This window comes from Corynebacterium sp. ES2730-CONJ, assembly GCF_024834055.1.
GTDB lineage: Bacteria > Actinomycetota > Actinomycetes > Mycobacteriales > Mycobacteriaceae > Corynebacterium.
Window position 1 is genome coordinate 1 of record NZ_JANUXZ010000008.1, and the last position, 20,443, is coordinate 20,443.

The 20,443-nt window shown below is 53.4% G+C and carries 19 protein-coding genes and 1 tRNA gene; 12 read left to right on the forward strand and 8 right to left on the reverse strand.

Annotated features, from left to right (window positions below; all coding sequences use genetic code 11):
• Positions 1-40: 40 nt before the first annotated feature.
• From NXS13_RS08945 to NXS13_RS08955, 3 genes are all read right to left on the reverse strand, one after another.
• Entirely contained in the window at positions 41-628 is a 588-nt protein-coding gene (locus NXS13_RS08945) for a hypothetical protein (RefSeq protein WP_259289655.1), read from the reverse strand.
• A 160-nt stretch (positions 629-788) separates the two neighbouring features.
• Entirely contained in the window at positions 789-1,499 is a 711-nt protein-coding gene (locus NXS13_RS08950; RefSeq protein ID WP_259289656.1) for a hypothetical protein, read from the reverse strand.
• Positions 1,500-2,511: 1,012 nt separating this feature from the next.
• Positions 2,512-3,387, reverse strand: coding sequence for a DUF4300 family protein (locus tag NXS13_RS08955; RefSeq protein WP_259080266.1), 876 nt, complete (start codon positions 3,385-3,387; stop codon positions 2,512-2,514).
• 104 nt (positions 3,388-3,491) lie between these two features.
• On the opposite strand from NXS13_RS08955, the gene NXS13_RS08960 reads away from it, so the two are divergent.
• Positions 3,492-3,564, forward strand: a tRNA-Glu gene (locus NXS13_RS08960).
• A 36-nt stretch (positions 3,565-3,600) separates the two neighbouring features.
• Here the strand turns inward: NXS13_RS08960 and NXS13_RS08965 are convergent.
• A complete protein-coding gene (locus NXS13_RS08965) occupies positions 3,601-4,398 on the reverse strand; it encodes a class I SAM-dependent methyltransferase (RefSeq protein WP_259080267.1) in 798 nt (265 codons plus the stop codon).
• 60 nt (positions 4,399-4,458) lie between these two features.
• On the opposite strand from NXS13_RS08965, the gene NXS13_RS08970 reads away from it, so the two are divergent.
• Entirely contained in the window at positions 4,459-5,022 is a 564-nt protein-coding gene (locus NXS13_RS08970) for an HD domain-containing protein (protein WP_259080270.1), read from the forward strand.
• Here the strand turns inward: NXS13_RS08970 and NXS13_RS08975 are convergent.
• On the reverse strand, positions 5,019-5,741 hold the full coding sequence (locus NXS13_RS08975) for an IclR family transcriptional regulator (RefSeq protein WP_259080271.1): 723 nt from the start codon (positions 5,739-5,741) through the stop codon (positions 5,019-5,021). The two genes, NXS13_RS08970 and NXS13_RS08975, sit on opposite strands and share 4 nt — an antisense overlap.
• Before the next feature lie 1,393 nt (positions 5,742-7,134).
• Between NXS13_RS08975 and NXS13_RS08980 the strand changes: the two genes are divergently transcribed.
• Positions 7,135-8,250, forward strand: a complete 1,116-nt coding sequence (locus NXS13_RS08980) for a glycoside hydrolase family 25 protein (protein ID WP_259080272.1) — start codon at positions 7,135-7,137, stop codon at positions 8,248-8,250.
• A 70-nt stretch (positions 8,251-8,320) separates the two neighbouring features.
• Here the strand turns inward: NXS13_RS08980 and NXS13_RS08985 are convergent, their stop codons facing one another.
• Positions 8,321-9,271, reverse strand: coding sequence for an NUDIX hydrolase (locus tag NXS13_RS08985; RefSeq protein WP_259080273.1), 951 nt, complete (start codon positions 9,269-9,271; stop codon positions 8,321-8,323).
• A gap of 181 nt (positions 9,272-9,452) precedes the next feature.
• Between NXS13_RS08985 and NXS13_RS08990 the strand changes: the two genes are divergently transcribed.
• Both NXS13_RS08990 and NXS13_RS08995 read left to right on the forward strand, forming a co-directional pair.
• Positions 9,453-10,478: an NAD(P)H-dependent glycerol-3-phosphate dehydrogenase gene (locus NXS13_RS08990; RefSeq protein ID WP_259080275.1), complete on the forward strand. Its 1,026-nt coding sequence runs from the start codon at positions 9,453-9,455 to the stop codon at positions 10,476-10,478.
• Complete coding sequence (locus NXS13_RS08995; protein WP_259289657.1) at positions 10,475-11,557, forward strand: D-alanine--D-alanine ligase family protein; 1,083 nt, start codon at positions 10,475-10,477, stop codon at positions 11,555-11,557. Before NXS13_RS08990 ends, NXS13_RS08995 begins: the two co-directional genes overlap by 4 nt.
• A gap of 65 nt (positions 11,558-11,622) precedes the next feature.
• Here the strand turns inward: NXS13_RS08995 and NXS13_RS09000 are convergent, their stop codons facing one another.
• A complete protein-coding gene (locus NXS13_RS09000; RefSeq protein WP_259080278.1) occupies positions 11,623-12,555 on the reverse strand; it encodes a DUF3515 domain-containing protein in 933 nt (310 codons plus the stop codon).
• 219 nt (positions 12,556-12,774) lie between these two features.
• Between NXS13_RS09000 and NXS13_RS09005 the strand changes: the two genes are divergently transcribed.
• Genes NXS13_RS09005 through coaD form a run of 7 tightly spaced genes read left to right on the forward strand, consistent with a single transcriptional unit; the run spans position 12,775 to position 19,671 of the window.
• The gene (locus tag NXS13_RS09005; protein WP_259080279.1) at positions 12,775-13,749 is read left to right on the forward strand and encodes a thiamine-phosphate kinase; all 975 of its coding nucleotides are present in this window, start codon (positions 12,775-12,777) and stop codon (positions 13,747-13,749) included.
• Entirely contained in the window at positions 13,734-14,450 is a 717-nt protein-coding gene (locus tag NXS13_RS09010; RefSeq protein ID WP_259080280.1) for a uracil-DNA glycosylase, read from the forward strand. Before NXS13_RS09005 ends, NXS13_RS09010 begins: the two co-directional genes overlap by 16 nt.
• A 12-nt stretch (positions 14,451-14,462) precedes the next feature.
• On the forward strand, positions 14,463-16,211 hold the full coding sequence (locus NXS13_RS09015) for a DAK2 domain-containing protein (RefSeq protein WP_259080284.1): 1,749 nt from the start codon (positions 14,463-14,465) through the stop codon (positions 16,209-16,211).
• 10 nt (positions 16,212-16,221) lie between these two features.
• The gene (locus tag NXS13_RS09020; protein ID WP_263088563.1) at positions 16,222-18,333 is read left to right on the forward strand and encodes an ATP-dependent DNA helicase RecG; all 2,112 of its coding nucleotides are present in this window, start codon (positions 16,222-16,224) and stop codon (positions 18,331-18,333) included.
• A gap of 28 nt (positions 18,334-18,361) precedes the next feature.
• Positions 18,362-18,577 carry an acetyl-CoA carboxylase biotin carboxyl carrier protein subunit gene (locus NXS13_RS09025; RefSeq protein WP_259080291.1) on the forward strand — a complete coding sequence of 72 codons (216 nt, stop codon included), beginning with the start codon at positions 18,362-18,364 and terminating at the stop codon, positions 18,575-18,577.
• A gap of 3 nt (positions 18,578-18,580) precedes the next feature.
• Entirely contained in the window at positions 18,581-19,165 is a 585-nt protein-coding gene (gene rsmD / locus NXS13_RS09030; protein WP_259080292.1) for a 16S rRNA (guanine(966)-N(2))-methyltransferase RsmD, read from the forward strand.
• A 17-nt stretch (positions 19,166-19,182) separates the two neighbouring features.
• Positions 19,183-19,671, forward strand: coding sequence for a pantetheine-phosphate adenylyltransferase (coaD, locus tag NXS13_RS09035; protein ID WP_259080326.1), 489 nt, complete (start codon positions 19,183-19,185; stop codon positions 19,669-19,671).
• Here coaD and NXS13_RS09040 read toward each other — a convergent pair.
• Positions 19,668-20,435, reverse strand: coding sequence for an amino acid ABC transporter ATP-binding protein (locus NXS13_RS09040; protein ID WP_310470506.1), 768 nt, complete (start codon positions 20,433-20,435; stop codon positions 19,668-19,670). The genes coaD and NXS13_RS09040 overlap by 4 nt on opposite strands.
• Positions 20,436-20,443 lie beyond the last annotated feature (8 nt).

Genomic DNA, 20,443 nt, shown 5'->3' on the forward strand with positions numbered 1-20,443 from the left:
ATGTTGGTTACTTGTTGTGTGGTGGTGGGGTTGAAGGTGATCATGGCCATGGGACTCCGCTGAGGTTGATGAGGTCGATGAGTTTGTCGTGTGAGTGTTGGCAGGTGCTAGCGGCATCGTTGAAGCGAGCGTCAGGTATAAGTTCGTCGCTGAACGCTCGGGTGGAAAAGTTTATAGTGCCGTTAGTCGTACTCGTTGCGGCAGTGCACCTGATGTAGAAGCCTGCTTTACCATTGGTTAAGTTTGAGTAGAAGTAGATGCGGGGGTGACGCCCTTCGAAATCGAAGTACAAAACTTTACCGGCTAGGCGGCGTGTTTCGTACGATAGGCGGTCAGTTAACACTTGGTATTCGACGCCTGGGTATTCAGGGATGGGATCGAAGTGACAGACCGATTCTTTGAATTGAGCGTCTCTTTCGGTTTCTGAGCTGTCGTGGGCGCGTAGCCCGATGCCAGCGAGTTCTTCGAGGGTGAAGCGGTCGCAGAAATCATGGACAACAAGGTCACGATCTGAGCGGTCGTATGCTTCTTGGTAGCCTTCGAATTTGGGGTCGTCGGGGTCCACATCGACCGGCTGCACGGTGGGGGCAGTAGTCTCGGGGGTTTGGGGTGCGGTGGTGCGAGACACTGTTACTGTTTCGGTCCTATCAGGACCTGGTGGATTTGGTGTGCACGCGCTAGAACTAAGGAGTGCTGTGGTGCTGAGGAGGATGGGTAGTTTGTTCATCAGTGCTCGGCGTTTCTGTGATCGAGAGTGCGATTGGGTATGACTGGGCGTGGTGGAGAGGCTATGGCCATGGGACTCCGCTGAGGTTGATGAGGTCGATGAGTTTGTCGTGTGAGTGTTGGCAGGTGCTAGCGGCATCGTTGAAGCGCGCGTCAGGTATAAGTTCGTCGCTAAACGCTCGGGTGGAAAAGTTTATAGTGCCGTTAGTGGTGCTCGTTGCGGCGGTGCAACCGAGGAAGAAGCCTGCTTTACCGTTGATTAAGTTTGAGTAGAAGTAGATGCGGGGGTGACGCCCCTCCAAATCGAAGTGCAGAACTCTGCCAGCTAGGCGGCGTATTTCGTATGGTACGCGGCCCGTTAACACTTGGTATTCGACGCTTCGGTCTTCAGGGATGGGATCGAAGTAACAGACCGAACTTTTAAGATCTACGTTTCTTTCGGTTTCTGAGCTGTCGTGGGCGCGCAGCCCGATGCCAGCGAGTTCTTCGGAGTTAAAGTGATCGCAGAAATCATGGACAATAAGCTCACGATCTGATGAGTCATATAACTCTCGGTAGCCTTCGAATTTGGGGTCGTCGGGGTCCACATCGACTGGCTGCAAGTCGGGTTTTGTAGTGGGAGCAGTGGTGATAGTGGGGAATAAAGTAGCCGTGGATAGCCCGGTCGAGACAGGCGAGGTTGAAGAGCCGACGTCGATCTGCTGGGTTTGGCCTGTGCACGCAGCTAGGTGGACACAACAGATGCTTAGTATTCCGATAGGGAACAATCTCATATTTTGCGTCCTTTGGTCGATGAATCTTTCGAGATTTACCGTATGTAGACCGTTAGACTGCGAATAGGCGCTAAAGGTTCCTTGAACTTTGAGGTGGTGCCAGCCGTGCAAGGGAGAGAAGTTTTTTTAAAAACTCTTGATGCACGGCTTCTCGCACCATTTCTTCCTATACTCATCCCAGTAGTGCCGACAGGTAAAGCTGAAGTAGTGGAAAATGTTTAAGAGTTTGAACCATGGGTGCAGTTGGGATAGGTACAGCGTAAAGGCTAAATACGAAACAGATTTCAATTAGACCCAGATAGACCGCCGGAACAAACGTTCAGTGAGCCACTTCAGAACAGCGCAGCAAGGTTAATTTATTTTATGTCGAATCTGTTAGCCACCAAGCCTAAAATTTAGGAATACTAGGTGAGGAAAGCTCGAGAGCCAGGATGCCGCCTCGAGCTAGTGGGAGCACCGCTTTATACGAATAGTCGAGAAAATGATCGGGCAGCTCCGCGAAGTTTAATACAGCTCACTAACTGAGGACCTTTTCAGCAACCTTGGCTTCGCGAATACTTGAGAATAACGGTGTATCAGGAGTTTTCCACAGAACTCTGATAGTCATCGCGTCGTCGGCTGATTTTCGCCTTAAGATAGGTCGGTAGGGAAGCGGAGCCAGTTGGTTACCGATCACTTCACCTGTGTTGTTTTAGTTATTATCTTGATGCAGTTGGATGCGTACCTTATCAGCGAGGTTTAGCTCGACTATGTCGTGAGAGCTTTAAGGTACAACTCCTCGATTCTAATTTTAGGCATAAACGAAAATTTGCCTTCCGAGGTGTTCCGGAGCCCCGTAGGCACGATTGAAATATGAGGCAGCATCCTCGTCTAAAGGCTCTAAGCAGGCTCTAAGCCGCATTGTCTTTTCGCAGTTCACGTTATTGGCTCTCATATCGAGTCCATACCCCAACCGCGGGTGAAGGAGGGGCCTATGGTGAGCGGCAAGACAAAGCTATCTAGGATCCGAAAGCTAAAGGGATAGCTTTACCTCGGCGTTATCGAGTATTACTGGGGCTCCATAATCTTGCCCATCACTGGTGTTATAAACCCGGAATAGGTGTGCATAGAGGTCTTTCAAGCTCCTGACTTTCAATAGCTGATAGGGACTTTCGAAGGCTACTTTCTCAACAAAGAGGTAGCCATTATCAACGGCTACAGCTACTCCCACATGGCCGATGAAAAGCGCCGCAGGTTCGGTGAGAACATCGTGTAGAAAAACGCTGACTATATGAACGTGGGGGTTGGTGAAACTGATCTGGTGCTGGTCAAAGTAGCTACCAATATCCGCGACGTGCTGGTGAGAGTCTTTTGCCGACGTAGTGGGAATTCGCCCAAAGAGAGTGTTATAGACTGCCATTTCATCAGACGTGAATAAGGGTGGCTGGAAAGCATCAATCGATTCCTGATCAAAAAAGAGAAGGCTGGAATCAACCTCAGATGAGCTACGGGCATTAATGAGATCTTTGCTTAAAAGGAAAGTATTAATGCGGCAGTTGGTGAGGGTTGTATTCGTACTAGAGATTGCCGGAAGGTGGTAGGCGTCAGTCAACGGAACAAATCCGTGGTCAACTAAGGAATTGTGCGGAACGTCCACATTGACGCGTTGAACTTCTGACATAAAATCCTGGACGCGCTCTTTTTCAATCCCTGCTGCTAACAGTGCGGTAGATAATTGATCCTGACTAGCTTGATCCACAAGATTAGATACCTCGATGGGGGCACTTATCTTTGCTTGGGAAGCACGAACAGGAGGTTGTGAGTGCTCAGGGGCACAGCTCATGAGCATTGCACCGCTCACTCCAAGGATGAGTGTGCACGTATAGGTACTAAGCGAAGCCTTTTTCATATATCGGATTGTAGTACTCACTTTGATTATGTCTATGACATGGGAATTTGCTGGCTGGGGTGCTTTGGTATAGTGTAATCCCTCGTACCAGCAAGGTCATTCTTGCCCCGTTCGTCTAGGGGCCTAGGACGCCGGCCTCTCACGCCGGTAACACGGGTTCAAATCCCGTACGGGGTACTTTTAAAGTGAGGTAGTCTAGCTACCTCGCTTTTGCTATTCTTCCCTCTTTTGAGCCACGATCCCAATGGCTGCGAGATTGTCTTCATAATCTTTGAAGGTGCTGCGCATGTGCAGGATGCGGGCTCTAAGATCTCTATCCTTAACTATATTCCCCACAATTTTTAAGGTACCGAGTAGCCCTTCGTCGGCAAGTAAGCGAGAGGGAGATAAAAGGGCCATGGGTGCGTGCCCGCACCATATCACTTTAAAGCCCTGCGCTTCGAGGATTTTGGTCCACTCTGGCTGCGTCAGAGGTCGTGCATTGACTCTAATAGCTTGAGCAAGATCACGCTGCAGACTTTGGGCGCGATCAGGGCCGATATCGTCTGGGGTGAGCGATAACTCGTGGATGAGGTAGTGCCCGCCAGGGCGCAGGAGGCGGTGGGCCTCATGGATGATTTCTTGTTTCGCATTGTTCCCTTGCATGGTCAACATGGCTTCACCGATGACAATATCGGCACTCAGATCGGCCAAGCCGGAGGTATCTGCGGAGGCATTGAGAACTTTTTGGGTGTCACTGCCTATGTGCTGGCGAAGTTGGGCGGCTGCGAAGGAATCTTGCTCGACCCCGGTATAAGAGGCTACGGCATAGGCTAAAATAAGCCGAGCAGTGTGCCCCAATCCAGGTGCAAACTCCACGACGTCGCGTCCGTCGAAATCTACTTGTTTCAAGATTCGAGTTGTGAGTTCACGACCCCCTGGGCGCAGAACTTTCTTACCAGCGCGAGCAAGAATCCAGTGACCTGCGGCGGTGGCAGTTGGGCGACGTGAGGGGGAGTTATCAGAGCTCATAGTATGTGAGCTTAGCATGTCCTAACTAACACCACGATGAAAGCCTGAAATTGGAGTCGAATGAAACTTCATCATACAGAGCGTGAGAAGCTTAACCGCGCCATTAGTTTGGCCTGCTACGCCCACGATGGGCAAGTGCGAAAAGGGTCTTCGTTACCGTATATATCGCACCCCGTAGCTGTTATGGCTAGTCTTGCGGGATCACACACCGATATTCTTTGTGCGGCCGTACTCCACGATGCGATCGAGGATGCGCCTGACCGCATAAGTCTTGAGGAAATTAGAGAGCAGCTGGGAGCAACCGTTGCTACCTGGGTTCATGCTCTCACCAAGTCTCGAGCGATTGATGATTGGTATGAGTGCGGTGAAAGCTATCTTTCTCAAATTTCACTAGCTGGTGAAGAAGTCATTGTGATTGCGGTTGCAGATAAATTGCACAATGTGCAATGTACTTTAGATGATTATGCGCTGGTCGGCGACGAGATATGGAAGCGTTTTCGAACTGGCAAAGAGGGGCAAATCTGGTGGCACCGGAAAGTACTGGAACTAGCCTCGTCTCGGTGTGCTGGTCATCCTCTGGTTGAGGAGTATCAAGTACTGGTCGGGCTTTTAGAAACTCTCTAGAGGGCTAGCCCTATCTGTGTGGCGACGATCTTAAGGTCTTGAGCCCATATGGCGGGTGAAGGTTGAAATCTATCTGTAGGTCCGGAGATTGACAGGGCTGCGACAAATATTCCTTCGCGGTTGAATATAGGAGCAGTAATGGAAGCGAGTCCAACTTCGCGCTCGGATATCGATTGCGCCCAACCACGCTCTCGCGCAGCATTGATATCCTCCAAGGTGAAGGTTGAGGGCTGTTCCATAATGCTGTCGCGAAGGGCGGGTGCAGAGTGGGCTAAGAAAATTTTAGCGGCGGAACCAGCGTTCAGCGGGAGCCTAGCCCCCACAGGAACTGAATTATGGAGGCCAACATGGGGTTCCTCGGAGGCAATGCACACTCTCGACGCCCCTGCTAGCTGATAGAGCTGGATCGATTCGCCGGTTTTCTCCATGAGCTTGTGCATGAGAGGGGCGGCAATATCGGTGAGATTTGTGGCATTATTAGTGCCGAAAGTGGAAAGGATGTCACCTATGGTCCAGCGGCCGTCGACGGTGCGGCTAAGAAGGTGGTGCACTTCTAGAGCCGTGGCGAGGCGATGAGTGGTCGCGCGGGGGAGTCCAGTCGCTTCGCAGAGCTGATGGAGGGTACAGGGATGCTCGGCCACGGTGAGCATGATGAGTACCGCTCGGTCGAGGACTTTGATGCCGCTTGTCGTGGCCGCAGCGACGGTGAAATTTCCCATAGGGTGATACTATCATCCCAAAAAATGGGATTATAAACTCCCTGACGATAAAAACGTGGGAGATATTGGGCTCGCACGGGCGCCTATCTTAGGAAGTCACTGGAGCGACAGGGGGTGACTAACGCACCTGGGCTATTGCTGCTGTTAAGCCAGCCTCGACTACTTATCATATGGCTGGCCCGCGGGCAATGGGTGTATGGGGACGATATATTCCTAAATATAAAAGTAGCCCGTGGGCTCAGATTGACCTAGGTGCGGGCTGAGTAAACTGCTTCACCAGCTGAATATCACTGGAGAGCCCCAGGGTATTCACGAAGGGATTATCGCAGCGAGAGCAGTGTCGGGAAGGCGCTCTCTCCCTACCTAATCACAGCTAGGTTCGCGGCCATTGCTCCGTCATATTTGCTTCTTTGCATTGGTGGGGATGTTGGGAATCTAAAGAGGTATCAAGACTCTAATTGAAAATATATAGGCCGCATATTGGTGCACAGAATTACTTCAAAACAGCAGGCACACTCTCGTGGGACCGTAATCGAAAGGTCGGTTTGGTGAGGGGGTGAGCCGTGGTCCTTGTTCATAATTGATAAAATCAAGTCTCCCATCTTGATTCTTGGTTCGAAGACACAAAGATTCGCAGCATCAGGATAAAAGTTTTGCCAAATGTCCCCCATTGCTTGGGTGGGGATGTTGCCGATTTCACAGGTTAATATATGAGACTTATTTGATCCCCTCACGAAGTGGAAGAAGACCCTCCGGGAATAGCGTGGTTTATATTTATTGGGATGTGTGCAGGGAGAAATCCATCTCCTGAGATGTATTCCTAGCCCTCACCATGGGTGATCAACGACCATTCAACACGGTGAATCTGTCCGAACGTGTCTCGGCGGATACTGTATATATAGGGGCACGCTCGGTGTCGGGAGTTCGAGCGGTGTGATTCTTGGCCGGGCTATTATATGCAGGCCAAAAATAAGCCGAGCACTTTATGCGCGGAGACTGTGGTTCGAGCATCGAAGGGAGGCAGTCTCCAAAGGTAGTCACTCGATAGCGAGCCATACTGAAACCGTCAAAGAATGGGGACAATAAGGGGGTATTCTTGGTGGTTAGCGTGTGCAATATGAGGTGACCGAAGACCCGCTCATGGATTTGAGTGAAAAGGGGCTGGCGTGGTGGGAGTCTACTGGTACTCTGCTGCAATCTGCGGAGTGGAAGACACCGGGTTTCAAACTGGCTGCGCTTAGGCGCGCACGAGGCCTCCGAATCGATGGATATCTAGCCTGTGGGCTTGATTGACGAGCTAGGTCGGGAGGGGACTCTAAGAAAATTTGAGAAATGTAGAATGTGACAGGTGTGTTTGGTGTGACTAATGACTACTTGTGTTATTGTGTGTCGCATGACTTCTTTGCAGCGGATTTTTCGCGCAGTAACCGCACTGGCCACCACAGCTGTGCTGGCTCTAAGCGCACAACCTGCCCTAGCCCAACCCTTCGATAGCGTCAGCTCCCTATCCGGGGTCGATGTTGCAAGCCACCAACACCCAGGGGGCGCGCCCATCGCGTGGGATCACGTAAAATCTGATGGTCACTCCTTTGCTTTCGTCAAAGCGAGTGAAGGTGCAGGTTGGACGAATGATTTCTTTGTTGATGATGCCAATGCCGCTCACGCAGCCGGCCTATCTGTGGGCTCGTACCACTACGCTCGCCCCAGCGGTGATCCTATAGCCCAGGCTCGCCACTACGCTGATCAGATCACCCGAATCGCAGCGCATCCGTTGCCCCCGGTCCTCGACCTCGAGGTCGCAGAGGGTAAAAACCCACAAGAGCTTGCCGCCTGGACTCGCGACTTCCTCAACGAGTTCAAGGCACAATCCGGGCGTCAGCCCATGATTTACACCTACCGCTATTTCTGGATGCATGAAATGGCTAATACCTCCGAATTCTCGGAGTATCCGCTGTGGCTGGCCGCCTACCAAAGTAAAGCCCCGGATCCTGTAGGCGGCTGGGACGTCCTCGACTTTTGGCAACGAACGGGCAAGGGTCGTGTCAGCGGAATCGGAACAGATGTTGATTTGAACCTCTATAATGGTCATCAAGGGCAGTTTGAAGCATTCATTAGCGGTAACTACCAAGCATCCGGTGGCGTATTTGGTGATCTCGGTGAGATCCCAGCTCTCGAATCTCTTCCTGATCTTGGAGCTGATGCATCGCAGTTGGCTAACTCGATCATCAATCTTTTGACTGGTGAGTCCGCTCCGGCTGAGGTCCGACACCAGGTAGCTGAGCTAGGCCTGAGCGCTGAAGCCATCGAAGGCGTTATAGGCTTAGTGCTCCAGCTCATCGCAGAGGGCGAGCTCCCAGTGGAACAAATTCGAGGTATCGCGGAAGGTGACTATAGCGTTGGTGATCTGGTGATCTTGCTGGACAACGCTCAGCACCTTGTCAGTGTCGACCCTGAGCGGGGCAACCTCTTAGGATCATCGGATCTCGAAGCTATCCTCGCTAACCTGTAGGTTCCTGTACCTAATTTCGTTGAAAAGTAGTCCAGAAGGCTCTCCCCGGGATGGGGAGAGCCTCTTTCTGTTAGGTGATAGCTAGCGGAGATACGAAATAATCTGCACTAGTTACCAGACCCTTGTGGAAGGAGAACACCCACATTCCAGCCTTTTTTACACGCGCTCGTGGGGGGTGGAAGTGTGGGGAATACTCTAGTTTCTTCATGGTGCCGATGAGCGCCTTTTTATCGAGACAGGATGCAATAGTCTTGTCGCGTTCGGGTAGCTCATGTGGGGATCCGGCGGTCAGTGGCAGGCTTAAAGCCTTGCTTGCAGGCTCGAGCGTCGCTTGACACCGTTTATTTTCAACACTGATCAGACGGTCAGGGTGATAAGCCGCAATCAGGGGGGCTAGCATGGTAGCTTGTTTGAAGCCTGCGGGGCTGAGGGGTCGCGAGATGCTTCCGCCGTACCACGAAGAGGATGAGACGGTGTCGGCGTGCCTGATCAGAATGAGGCGCGAATCCGTTGGTTGTGATAGGTAGGTCAAGGCGGCATCGAGCACCTGATGATCTGCGGAATAACTAAGCAGTTTGCGAGCCGCAGAGTCGGAGACCCAGCGCAGTTCATCGACCTCGTTATTGGCGACGAATGTGCCACCGATTACCTCGGCTAGCCAATAGTAGACAACCTTCGTGCGTTTTTTTAGAGGATAACTAATTCGCCCCAAAAGTTCTCCGAGCTTGATCTCGTAGCCTGTTTCTTCCGCGATTTCACGCACTGCGGTCATCGCGAGGGACTCGCCGGGATCCACTTTTCCTTTAGCGAGAGACCAGTCGTTAAGGTGAGGGCGGTGAATACACGCAAATTCCACACGGCCCTTGCGATCGTGGCGCCATAAAACGGCGCCAGCAGCGAGAACAGGGGAATCGAATTCAGCAGCAGGAGTAGCTGGAATCTTTTGGAACCGTCGCTCCAGGCGGTGCGGATTCGGGTTATGGGCAGGGTTATGTCGCTGTTGCGACGGAAGTTTTGACATAGTTCGTAGACAATCGGTAGATCGGGATTTTTTCACGAAGGCTCGCCTTTAAGCCAAACGCCCAATTCAGCTTAGCTACTTCTACAACAAAGACAGGCATTGACTCAGGCTTTTATCTACTAGACTGACAATGTTGGGGCGCATGGCGCACCGAAGTGGTAGCAGCTGTGGAAAGGACGACATGCTCAAGATAGCCGTAATGGGTGCCGGAAGTTGGGGTACAACCATGGCCAAAATCGCAGCCGACGCTGGAAATGAGGTGGTGCTGTGGGCACGTCGAGAAGAGGTGGCAGAGTATATCAATACTCATCACCACAACCCTGACTATCTCAGCGATATCTACCTGCGCACTATTGTGGCTACTTCAGATGCTCGTGCAGCGATATCCGAGGCTGATATCGTAGTCTTCGCGGTTCCTAGTCAAACGCTGAGAGGCCATGTATTGACGTGGGCCGAGTTTATACCTTCGCATGCGCTGGTGGTTTCTCTGGCCAAGGGCGTGGAAAAGCAGACATTTATGCGCATGTCTGAAGTCATAGCTCAGGTTAGCGGTATTGATTCGCGCCGCATAGCGGTTCTCACCGGCCCTAATCTAGCTCGAGAAATAGCCCTTGAACAGCCCGCTGCTACCGTTATTGCGTGCCCAGATGAGCACCACGCCCAAGTGATCCAAGAGGCTCTAGCTGCGCCTTATTTTCGCCCCTATACCAATACTGACGTCGTTGGATGCGAAATTTCAGGGGCATGTAAGAATGTCATTGCTCTAGCTTGCGGTATGGCGGCGGGGCGGGACCTAGGAGAAAATACACTCGCTACCTTGATTACTCGGGGCCTGGCGGAAATCTCCAGGCTGGGCATCGCCCTCGGAGCTAATCCGCTCACCTTCGCTGGGCTTGCCGGCATGGGGGACCTAGTGGCCACCTGTTCCTCGCCCTTGTCGCGCAATCGCACCTTCGGTGATCGCTTAGGGCGCGGCGCCAGTTTGGAGCAAGCTCGTGCAGCCACGCACGGTCAAGTAGCTGAAGGGGTCACGTCCTCAGCCTCGGTCTATGAATTAGCTCAATCAATGGGGGTTGAGATGCCGATTAGTCAAGCGGTATACGCCGTGTGCCACAAGGGGATGACAGTGGAAGAGATGGTGGGGCAACTCATGGGTCGCTCAAAGAAAAGTGAGCACGAGAATTCGGGGTATAGTAATCAGCTGTGATTGCAACCGATTCCCGAATTAAGATCGCCGTGATTTACGGTGGGCGTAGCTCCGAGCATTCCATCTCCTGTGTTTCCGCTGGAGCGATTATGCAGCATCTCGATCCCAGTCGCTTCGAGATTATTCCCCTGGGGATTACTCAAGACGGCACATGGACCGTGGGGGAGAGTGATCCTCGTAACTTGCTCATTCAAGGTAGAACGCTTCCTAAAGTGCAGCTCAAGGAGGAGATCAGGCTTGCTCATACTCCCGCTAACAAAGGCGAGATTCGCTACCTAGATGGCCGCCTGTATGCGCGTGTAGATGTCATTTTTCCAGTTCTGCACGGTCCCTACGGAGAGGACGGCACAATTCAGGGTTTCTTTGACTTATCGGGAATTCCCTATGTCGGCTGCGGGGTCTTGGCTTCGGCGTGCAGCATGGATAAGGAATACACCAAGCGCATCCTCGGCGCGGCAGGGCTGCCGGTAGGCCGTGAGAAGGTTCTCGGCCCGGGAGAGATCTTGAGCGCCACAGACAGGGACAGTCTTGGCCTGCCTGCTTTCGTTAAACCCGCACGCGGAGGTTCATCGATCGGTATCTCTCGGATTGAGTCATGGGAAGAACTCGATCAAGCCCTCATCGAGGCTCGCCAATACGATGCGAAGGTCGTCATTGAATCGGAGATCATCGGCAGTGAAATCGAATGCGGAGTCCTCGAAAACGCGGAGGGCACCCTGCGCGCCTCTGTGCCTGCTCAGCTTGTGGACACCGATGCCAGCGAGGGCGGATTTTATGATTTTGACACCAAATATCTCGACAGTGTTGTCAGCGCAGTCATTCCCGCCGCGATCCCACACAACCACACCGCGGAGATCCAACGCCTGGCAATCGAGGCATTTAAAGCGCTTGACTGCACTGGACTTGCTCGAGTCGACTTCTTCCTAACCGATCATGGTCCAGTTATTAATGAAATCAACACCATGCCAGGTTTCACCCCTATTTCCATGTATCCCCAAGTGCTTGCGGCATCGGGTGTCGACTATCCAGAACTCCTCGAAATTCTCATTGACCACGCTCTGAACTGTAATAGACGCTGAACCCCTCACGCCCTCTAAAACCCCACGAATCCACCTCCAAAAACTAGACCAAGAGGTGGCTTCTCCTAGAGGTGATGCGATATAGCTTGCGATATCGCAACTAGCGCCGCATTCCCGCGCGCTTGAGGGATATGGGCGGCAACTACCTGGCTCTTATTGATCGCATACCAGGTGCTCGCAGTGGTACCGTTGCCCACAATGACGTCTTCAAACCACACGATATCGTTAACCTGCTGCAAGACAGCGCCCGCCGTATAATTCTGGGGATATTCCACCCCACATCGCACCACGATTGCCTCTTCACCGGGTGCGGACCACGCCACCATTTCTGTCCCCAGATCGGTGGTACTGCGCCTATAACCGCTATCTAAATCATTCGGCAAAGCGGCAAGCACCTCCTGGCATGCCGCTTTTTGTTGCGGCCCTACAGCACTAGAGAGTCCACTCAGGGGGATAGGATTGGGTGGAAATTCTTGGTGGGGAATTATCGCAACAGCGGCTGCAATATCCTCCAGGGGATGAGGGTGATCACCGAGGGATAGATCGTCGGCAGTGATAGCGATTATTTTTGCACGATTGACGCTGTACCACGTTTTAAGGGTTGACGCTGGCGTGGCATCTGATACTTCAAGCCATCGAGTACCGCCGACCTCAACTATATTGCTCAGTGACGTGTATTGACGTGGTAAATTCACCCCACACCGGGCTGTGATCCGCTCGAGGGAAGACGAGCTCCAGGCTGCTGCCCCAGGTGGGATCGGGGCCACTATATCAGCGCGAGGATGTCCTAATACCGAGGTTGGTAGCGCTGCAAGAAATTCTTCACACTCGATCGAGCTAGATTCTGGAGTGTCCAAGGTGGACATGGCCACCGGCTGATGAGCACTGTGGTTATAGACCATCTTGGCTCCCACTAGAACAGCTACCATAAACGACATAGCCAAGATCAAGGCGATGACAATGGGTAGGGGTCGCACTGGCATGGGGGATGATTGCATAGTGAAAAATCATAGTCGGCTCGTACCGGAAAACCTCAAGGTACTTCTCGACATAGCGGGATATAGGCCACACTTCTGCATCAGATGGTGGCGCTTGTCATTGTTATCATCAATAATATTAAAAGATTATTTTAGGTAGATGAACAACAGTACCTTCGGGGTTAACCTCTATAGAGCACCCGATAACAGACCACTAGCCTTTTCAACCAAGAGAGAACAATGGAAGACGGAAAAGACCCTAAAAACCCCACCCTCTCGGAAGTCGGCGAGAAAGCCGTCATCGACACCATTCTGCGCACTGCTCCCAGCACCCGTAATGGGGACGACGCCGCAGTACTTGATTACGGCGCCCCCAACTCGAGGATGGTGGTCACCACCGATATGTTGGTTGAGGAACGGCACTTCACCAAAGAATGGTCCAATCCAGCTGAAATCGGACGCAAGGCTATAACCCAGAATTTTGCCGACGTCGAGGCCATGGGTGCTCGCCCCGTAGCAGCTCTTCTGTCGCTGTCAGCACCCGGGTTTACCCGACTGCAATTCGTTTCCGAATTAGCCCGCGGCATCAACGAACGTATCAGTGATTACGGCGCTGAACTCATCGGCGGAGATATGACCGACGGTGAGTATATCGTGATCTCAGTAACCGCTATCGGTCAACTCGGAGGACCACTCGAACCGCTCCATCTCCGCAACGCCCGCCCTGGACAAATCGTGGTCGCTTCTGGAGGAATCGGTGAATCCGCCACCGGTCATGCCCTGCTTGCTCGTCTCGGACGCGAAGCAGCTCTGCCAGAATTCGAATCCCTGCTCCGTGCCCATTGCTCCACCATCATGCCCCCAGGACGCGGCTACGTTGCTCGCTCGGCGGGGGTGAGCGCCATGACAGATAACTCCGACGGACTCGTGCGCGATATCCACGCCATCGCGGCGAAATCGAAGGTTGCAATCAATCTGGACTCCCAGGCTATTGGCCCCACTGAAGATATTATGCGCGCCTGCGAGATTCTCGAGGAAGACCCGTGGAAATTTGTCCTCAGCGGCGGCGAAGACCACACCCTCATTGGCACCACCTTCGGTCCCGCTCCTACTGGCTTCCGCGCCATTGGTACCGTGCTGAGCCATCACCCCCAGGGCCTCGTCACGGTTGATTCAGCACCTCCGCGCTACCAGGAAGGATGGGGAAGCTTTTAACACAAGGGGGAAACGTGACCTATTTTGAAGAAATAAACATCCACCCCAGCTGGCGTGAGCCGCTACGCGAAATAGCTCCGCTCATCAATGCCATGGGGGAGTTCCTGCAGCGCGAAGAGGAAGCAGGAATTCCCATCGCGCCGCCAGCGCATCTACGCTGGCGGGCACTACAAACTCCACTCGCTAGCACCAATGTCCTCATTATTGGACAAGACCCCTATCCCACTCCAGGGCACGCACAAGGGCTGGCTTTCAGCATAGCCCCAGAGATCTGGCCACCAGCTCGAAGTCTCAGCAATATCTTTCGCGAACTCAGCGACGATCTCTCCATCCCCCAACCAACAACCGGAGACCTCAGTGCCTGGCAGCAGCAGGGCGTTATGCTGCTGAACACGGTGTTGACAGTGCGGGCCGAGGCCAACGGAGCCGGATCCCATCGCAATAAAGGCTGGGAACACATCACTGCGCATATCGTGGATACTCTCATCAACCGCCAGCAGCCACTTGTGGCCATCCTCTGGGGCCGCGAAGCCCAGAAACTTAGCCCCCACTTTGCTGGGCATCCGGATAGTATGGTTATCTCTTCACCACATCCCTCACCGCTATCGGCGCGCCGGGGATTTTTTGGCTCTCGGCCGTTTTCTCGGGCAAATGAATATTTGCGCGACCACAAACTGCCCCCCGTTGAGTGGCAGTTGTAGAATGAAAACTCTATGTCACAATTATTGAGCCTTGATGCCATGGCCCTCACGGGCTGGGTGCGGCGCGCCGCGAGTGAATTGGAAATCCGTCGCGAGGAGATCAACGCACTCAATGTCTTCCCCGTCCCCGATGCAGACACCGGCTCTAATATGGCTCACACCATGCTAGCCGCACTCACCGAGGTGGACCGCCTCGACGGCGAGGACCAACACGATATCGCACTTGTTAGCGCAGCCCTAGCTCGAGGCGCAACACTTGGAGCACGGGGCAACTCGGGCTTGGTCCTCAGTCAAGTTCTCCGTGGAATCGCCCAATACGCTCGAGACGAAGGCGTGTCGGGCCCCCACATAAAAAAGGCACTTGAAGCTGGATATACCTTTGCGATGGGAGCAATCGCTCAACCGGTAGAGGGCACAGTGATTACGGTGTTGCGCGCTGCGTCGGTAGCTGCAAATCAAACCGATGACCACGATCTTATGGCTATTGTCACAGCAGCCACACAAGCTGCGCGCCGCGCTCTTGAACGGACGCCATCGCAACTGCAAGCGCTTCGCGACGCAGGTGTCGTTGATGCAGGGGGGCAGGGATTAATCGTGATCCTCGAGTCGCTATGTTGGATAGTTGCCAGCTCTCGTAAGCCGCGACACAAAGAGACTGAGATTTCCGAATATCAGGTGGGAGTGGACACCCTCGCTCAACTTGCTGGCGCACAGCGCGTGGAGGAAGCGCCCGCGAGAAAACCGGTGCCTCGAGGGAATTTTGGACAGCCCGAGGGGCTGGCGGAAATTCTTAACCCGCAGCGCATGCCTTCGCACGACCTACCAGCTTCCAGCCCGCACGAAGACATGACTAGTAGTTATTTGGAAGTTATGTTTATGCTTCGGGGCTGTCACCCTCAGGTTATCCGTGACAACCTGGAACCGCTTGGTGATAGCGTGGTCATTGCCAGTCTCGATAACGCAGGGGATGCTCACCGTGTGCACATACATTCGCATCATGCAGGTAAGGTCATCGAGCTCGCTTTTGCGCTGGGCGGGGTCTCGCAGCTGCGTCTGGAGGCCCTGCCGGATATCTCTACCCCTGCGCTAAGCTCGCGCGTCATTCTCGCGATTACTCCGCCAGGTGAATTAGCGAAGCTATACGAGCGTTCGGGGGTACAGGTCGTCGCGGTCGACTCAAGTGCCGATATCGTCTACACCGTAGTGTCAGCTGCACGAGCTACGCAGGCTGATGAGATTATTCTACTGCCCAACGGATTCTTGGAAAAAGCCCAGTTGAGCGCCGTTGAGCGCGCAGGCTACGCTTTCGAGCAAACCCTGCTGATTGTGCCTACCGGCGCCGTGGTGCGAGGGCTTGCGGCAGTTGCCGTCCATGATCCCGCTCAGCCACTCGCGGTCGATGGATACGCCATGGCAGAAGCGATCAACGCCATGGAGTATATGCGGGTCAGACAGGCCGATAAGGCGCGTCTGACATCTGTGGGTGCGTGCGCAAAAGGTGACTATTTAGGCGTAGCTTCCCGCGATATCCGGAGCATCTCCGATACATTCCTTGACGCGATCATATCCTGCTGCCGCATACTCATCCGCGATAACACTGAACAATTGACGGTGCTGATCGATGCCTCCATGGCCGCGCATATAGATCACGAGAGTATTCTCGCCGCCTTACCGAAACGCCCGAAGGCCACCTTGCCCCTGGAATTGACTCTTTATATTGGGAGCGACTTCGGGTCACTCGCCGAAATTGGCGCTGAATAGGACAGTTGCGATGCCCATTAGTTGGACTGACACCCGCCCCTTGAATTCGCTCTTACCCGCGAAAGAGGCTCGCGCCATCAAAAAGCATTTGGGTTATTCCACTGCCAACGAACTCCTCGGACACTTGCCACGCAGCTTTGCAACTCGCCATTCGCCGATGAGTATGGATAGTCTTACCGAGGGCGATATCGTGACCTGTATCGGGGTGATCCAGTCGGTTTCCGTTAATGATACAGGGCGCACCTTTGTCCTTACTGCCACTATTTACGATGGGCAACGACAGATCACGGCCGTGTTTTTCAGGGTGCGATGGTTACAAAAAGTCCTGCACGAAGGCGTGGTAGCACTTTTTACAGGGAAACTGAAATATTTTCGCGGCGAAGCCCAGTTGCAGCACCCCGACTATGTCATCTTGGATAAAGCCGCATTAACCAGCGATCCAGACTCCGATACGGTTTATGATGACGAGGGTGACTGTAGTCGCTATATAGCGCATCTTGAGACCATTCCGATCTATCCAGCAACGAAAAATCTTCCCACGTGGCGCATTGCTGCCGCAATTGCTGAAGTCCTCAGGCGCACTCCCCACATATCAGATCCCCTAGCTGCCTATATCCCTCCCGGATTCCCCAGCCTCGACGCAGCTATTAGGGGATTGCACCAGGATCCACAAACGAAACCTAGCTATTATCGTGATCGTTTTGCCTTCGATGAGGCTCTAGCCCTGGCTACCGTCATGGCCACCCGACGCCAAGAATCTCGCGCTCGGCTAGCTCCTCGCCTCGAGCACATTCCCAATGCCTCCGCTGCGCAACTCATCGTTAGCCTTCCGTATGCTCTTACTGACGGACAACGATCAGTCATAGCCGACATAGCCGCTGATCTCACCCTCGAGCACCCGATGCAACGTCTGCTCCAAGGTGAAGTGGGCTCAGGTAAAACCGTGGTGAGCCTGGTTGCCATGCTGCAGGCAATCGACAACGGCAAGCAGTGTGCGCTTTTGGCGCCAACGGAAGTTTTAGCTCACCAACACGCACGCAGCCTTAAGGATCTTCTAGATCTTGCGGGGCTGGATGATATTGCGGTCACCGTATTGAGCTCGGGTATGCCAATCGCACAGCGTCGGCAAGCGTTGCTTGACTGCGTCTCGGGGCAAGCAGATATCGTTGTGGGAACCCACGCCCTCATTCAAGAATCCGTCGAATTCTTTGACCTTGGGTTTTGCGTCGTTGACGAGCAGCACCGGTTCGGTGTGGAACAGCGTGACGCCCTGCGTAGCAAGGGAAAAAACGGCCTAACGCCCCATCTGCTTGTTATGACAGCGACACCCATCCCACGGACCGTGGCGATGACGCACTTCGGCGATCTCAGTAGTTCGGTACTAAGAGAACTACCCCAGGGGAGAAAACCAATCAAGAGCTTTTGCGTACCAACGTGGCTAGAGGCCTGGACCAAGAGGATGTGGGAGGTGGTTCGCGAACAAATAGCATCGGGGCATCAGGTTTATGTGGTGTGCCCCCGAGTGCACAAGGAGGGTGGGGTGCTAGAAACCCACGCCCAACTCAGCTCTCATCAACTGAGCGATTTCACAGTGGAATGTCTCTACGGCTCTCTCGCACCACGCGATAAAGATGACATTATGAAGCGCTTCGCGCAAGGCGATATAGATGCTCTGGTGTCCACAACGGTCATTGAGGTAGGTATCGATGTTGCTAATGCTACCGTTATGATCGTGTTGGAGGCAGACCACTTCGGCGCCTCTCAGTTGCATCAACTGCGAGGGCGGGTTGGGCGTGGTGGCAATGCCTCACACTGTTTTTTCGTCACCGAAGCTGAGCAGGAGAGTGCTAGTTTTATGCGCATTAAACAACTCAGTGAAACGACCGATGGTTTTGAGGTAGCCGACCTAGACCTGAGCATGCGTCGTGAAGGCGATGTTCTGGGCAGCGCCCAGTCGGGGACGAGACGCGCAGTTCGCTACCTCGATCTGTTACACCATGCACATCTCATCGAGCATGCTAACGCTCGCGCGCGTGATCTTGTGGAGGAGAACCCCCGCCTCGCCCAGCTTCTGACATCCCGCTACACAGAGCACGATCGGGACTATCTCGAAAAGAGTTAAAATGCAGCGCAATGATAAACTAAAGCCCATGAAAATCTGCGCCCCATTCCTAGGAATCGTCCGCTACACAGTAGCAGTAGGCGACCGCGTTGAAACCGGCGCGGAATTAGCCATCGTCGAGGCCGTGAAACTCGAGACATCGATCGTGGCACCAGGTCCTGGGATTGTTAGCGAATTGTGCTTCAATGATTTCGAGGACGTCCTAGGCGGAGACCCGCTGCTCGTGATTGCTGAGGAGGGCTAGTAGATGGGCAAAACGCGAATTATTGCTGGACAAGCTCGCGGCCGCAAGATCAAAGTTCCCGAGCAGGGGACCCGGCCTACCTCAGACAGGGCCCGTGAAGGCTTATTCTCTTCTCTTCAAGTACGCTTCGGCTTTCAAGATTCGCGCGTTCTCGACCTCTTTGCAGGTTCAGGAGCGCTCGGCCTAGAAGCGGCCTCTCGGGGGGCTAGCGAGGTGGTATTGGTCGAGTCCCAGGCCAGTGCCTGTGCGATCATCAAAGAGAACGCTGCAGTGGTAGGCCATCCTGGTGTGAGCATTGAACAAAGGGCCGTGTCTAGCTATTTAGCGATGGCGCCTCATCACTATTTTGACATGGTGCTGGCAGATCCCCCCTATGAGCTCGAGGATGTTGCCGTCATCGAGATGCTCACGGCGCTTAAACCCCTGCTTGTAGATGGTGCCGCTGTGGTGGTCGAACGCCACCGTGACTCTCCTCAAACTGCATGGCCCGCAGGTTTTACCCCAACCACCCAAAAATTAAAGAAGCGTACCTTCGGTATAGCGCGTATGGATATGGCTGTTTTTGATTCCGAATTAGCGGACGGGTAATGGCGATGAATAAGCATATGCGCAGAGCGGTTGCCCCTGGGTCCTTTGACCCGGTGACGATGGGACATATTGATATCTTCCGTCGCGCTGCGGCCCAATTTGACGAATTAACGGTCCTGGTGACTGCGAATCCGAATAAGCAAAATGGACTGTTTAGCGTGAGGGAACGTATCGATCTCATCGAGCGTAGTCTTAGCGATGTACCCAATATCGTGGTGGATTGGTGGGCAGATCTTTTGGTCGATTACACCAGCGCACACGATATTTCAGTCATCGTCAAGGGCCTACGATCCTCCCTCGACTACGAGTACGAGGTGCCGATGGCGCAGATGAACCGCAATCTCTCCGGGGTGGACACCGTGTTTTTTATGACAGATCCCAAATACGGTCACGTGTCCTCGACTCTGTGCAAAGAAGTGATTCGGTTTGGCGGAGATATCAAAGAAGTGTTACCTCCGCACGTTGAGAAAGCCATCAAGGAAAAGTACAACAAGCCCCTCGACTAGGTCAAGATACTGGAAAGGAATTCCTGGGTACGTGCGTGCTGAGGATTATCCAGGACCTCCTCCGGACGGCCAGATTCAACAACTACGCCACCATCCATGAAAACCACCTGATCGGATACCTCCCGAGCGAAACCCATCTCATGAGTGACAACAAGCATAGTCATTCCCTGTTCAGCCAAATCACGCATTACGCGGAGAACCTCCCCAACCAGTTCAGGGTCGAGAGCAGAGGTAGGCTCATCAAATAGCATCAACTTGGGATCCATCGCCACCGCGCGGGCAATAGCGACCCGCTGCTGTTGGCCACCAGATAGCTGAGCCGGAAAAGCATCCGCTTTGTGCGCTAGTCCCACCTGGGCAAGGAGTTCCCTGGCGCGCTCATTTGCTTTGTCAGAATCCATTTTCTTTACATAAATCGGAGCTTCAGTGATATTCTCCAGCGCGGTGCGATGCGGAAATAGGTTGAAGTTTTGGAAAACCATACCGATATCGGAGCGCTGACGAGCCGCCTCTTTCTCGGAAATTTCGTAGAGTACGCCATTCTTCTCGCGGTAGCCGATTAAAGTTCCGTCGACGTAGAGGCGACCCGCGGTGACTTTCTCCAAGTGGTTGACGCAGCGCAAGAAGGTGGACTTACCGGAACCGCTCGGTCCGATCAAACACGTTACTGAGCCCTTCGGAACTATAAGGTCGATACCTTTGAGGACTTTGAGGCCGGAGAAAGACTTACAGACCTGTTGAGCCTCAATCATGGGTGTATTCATCTTTGAGT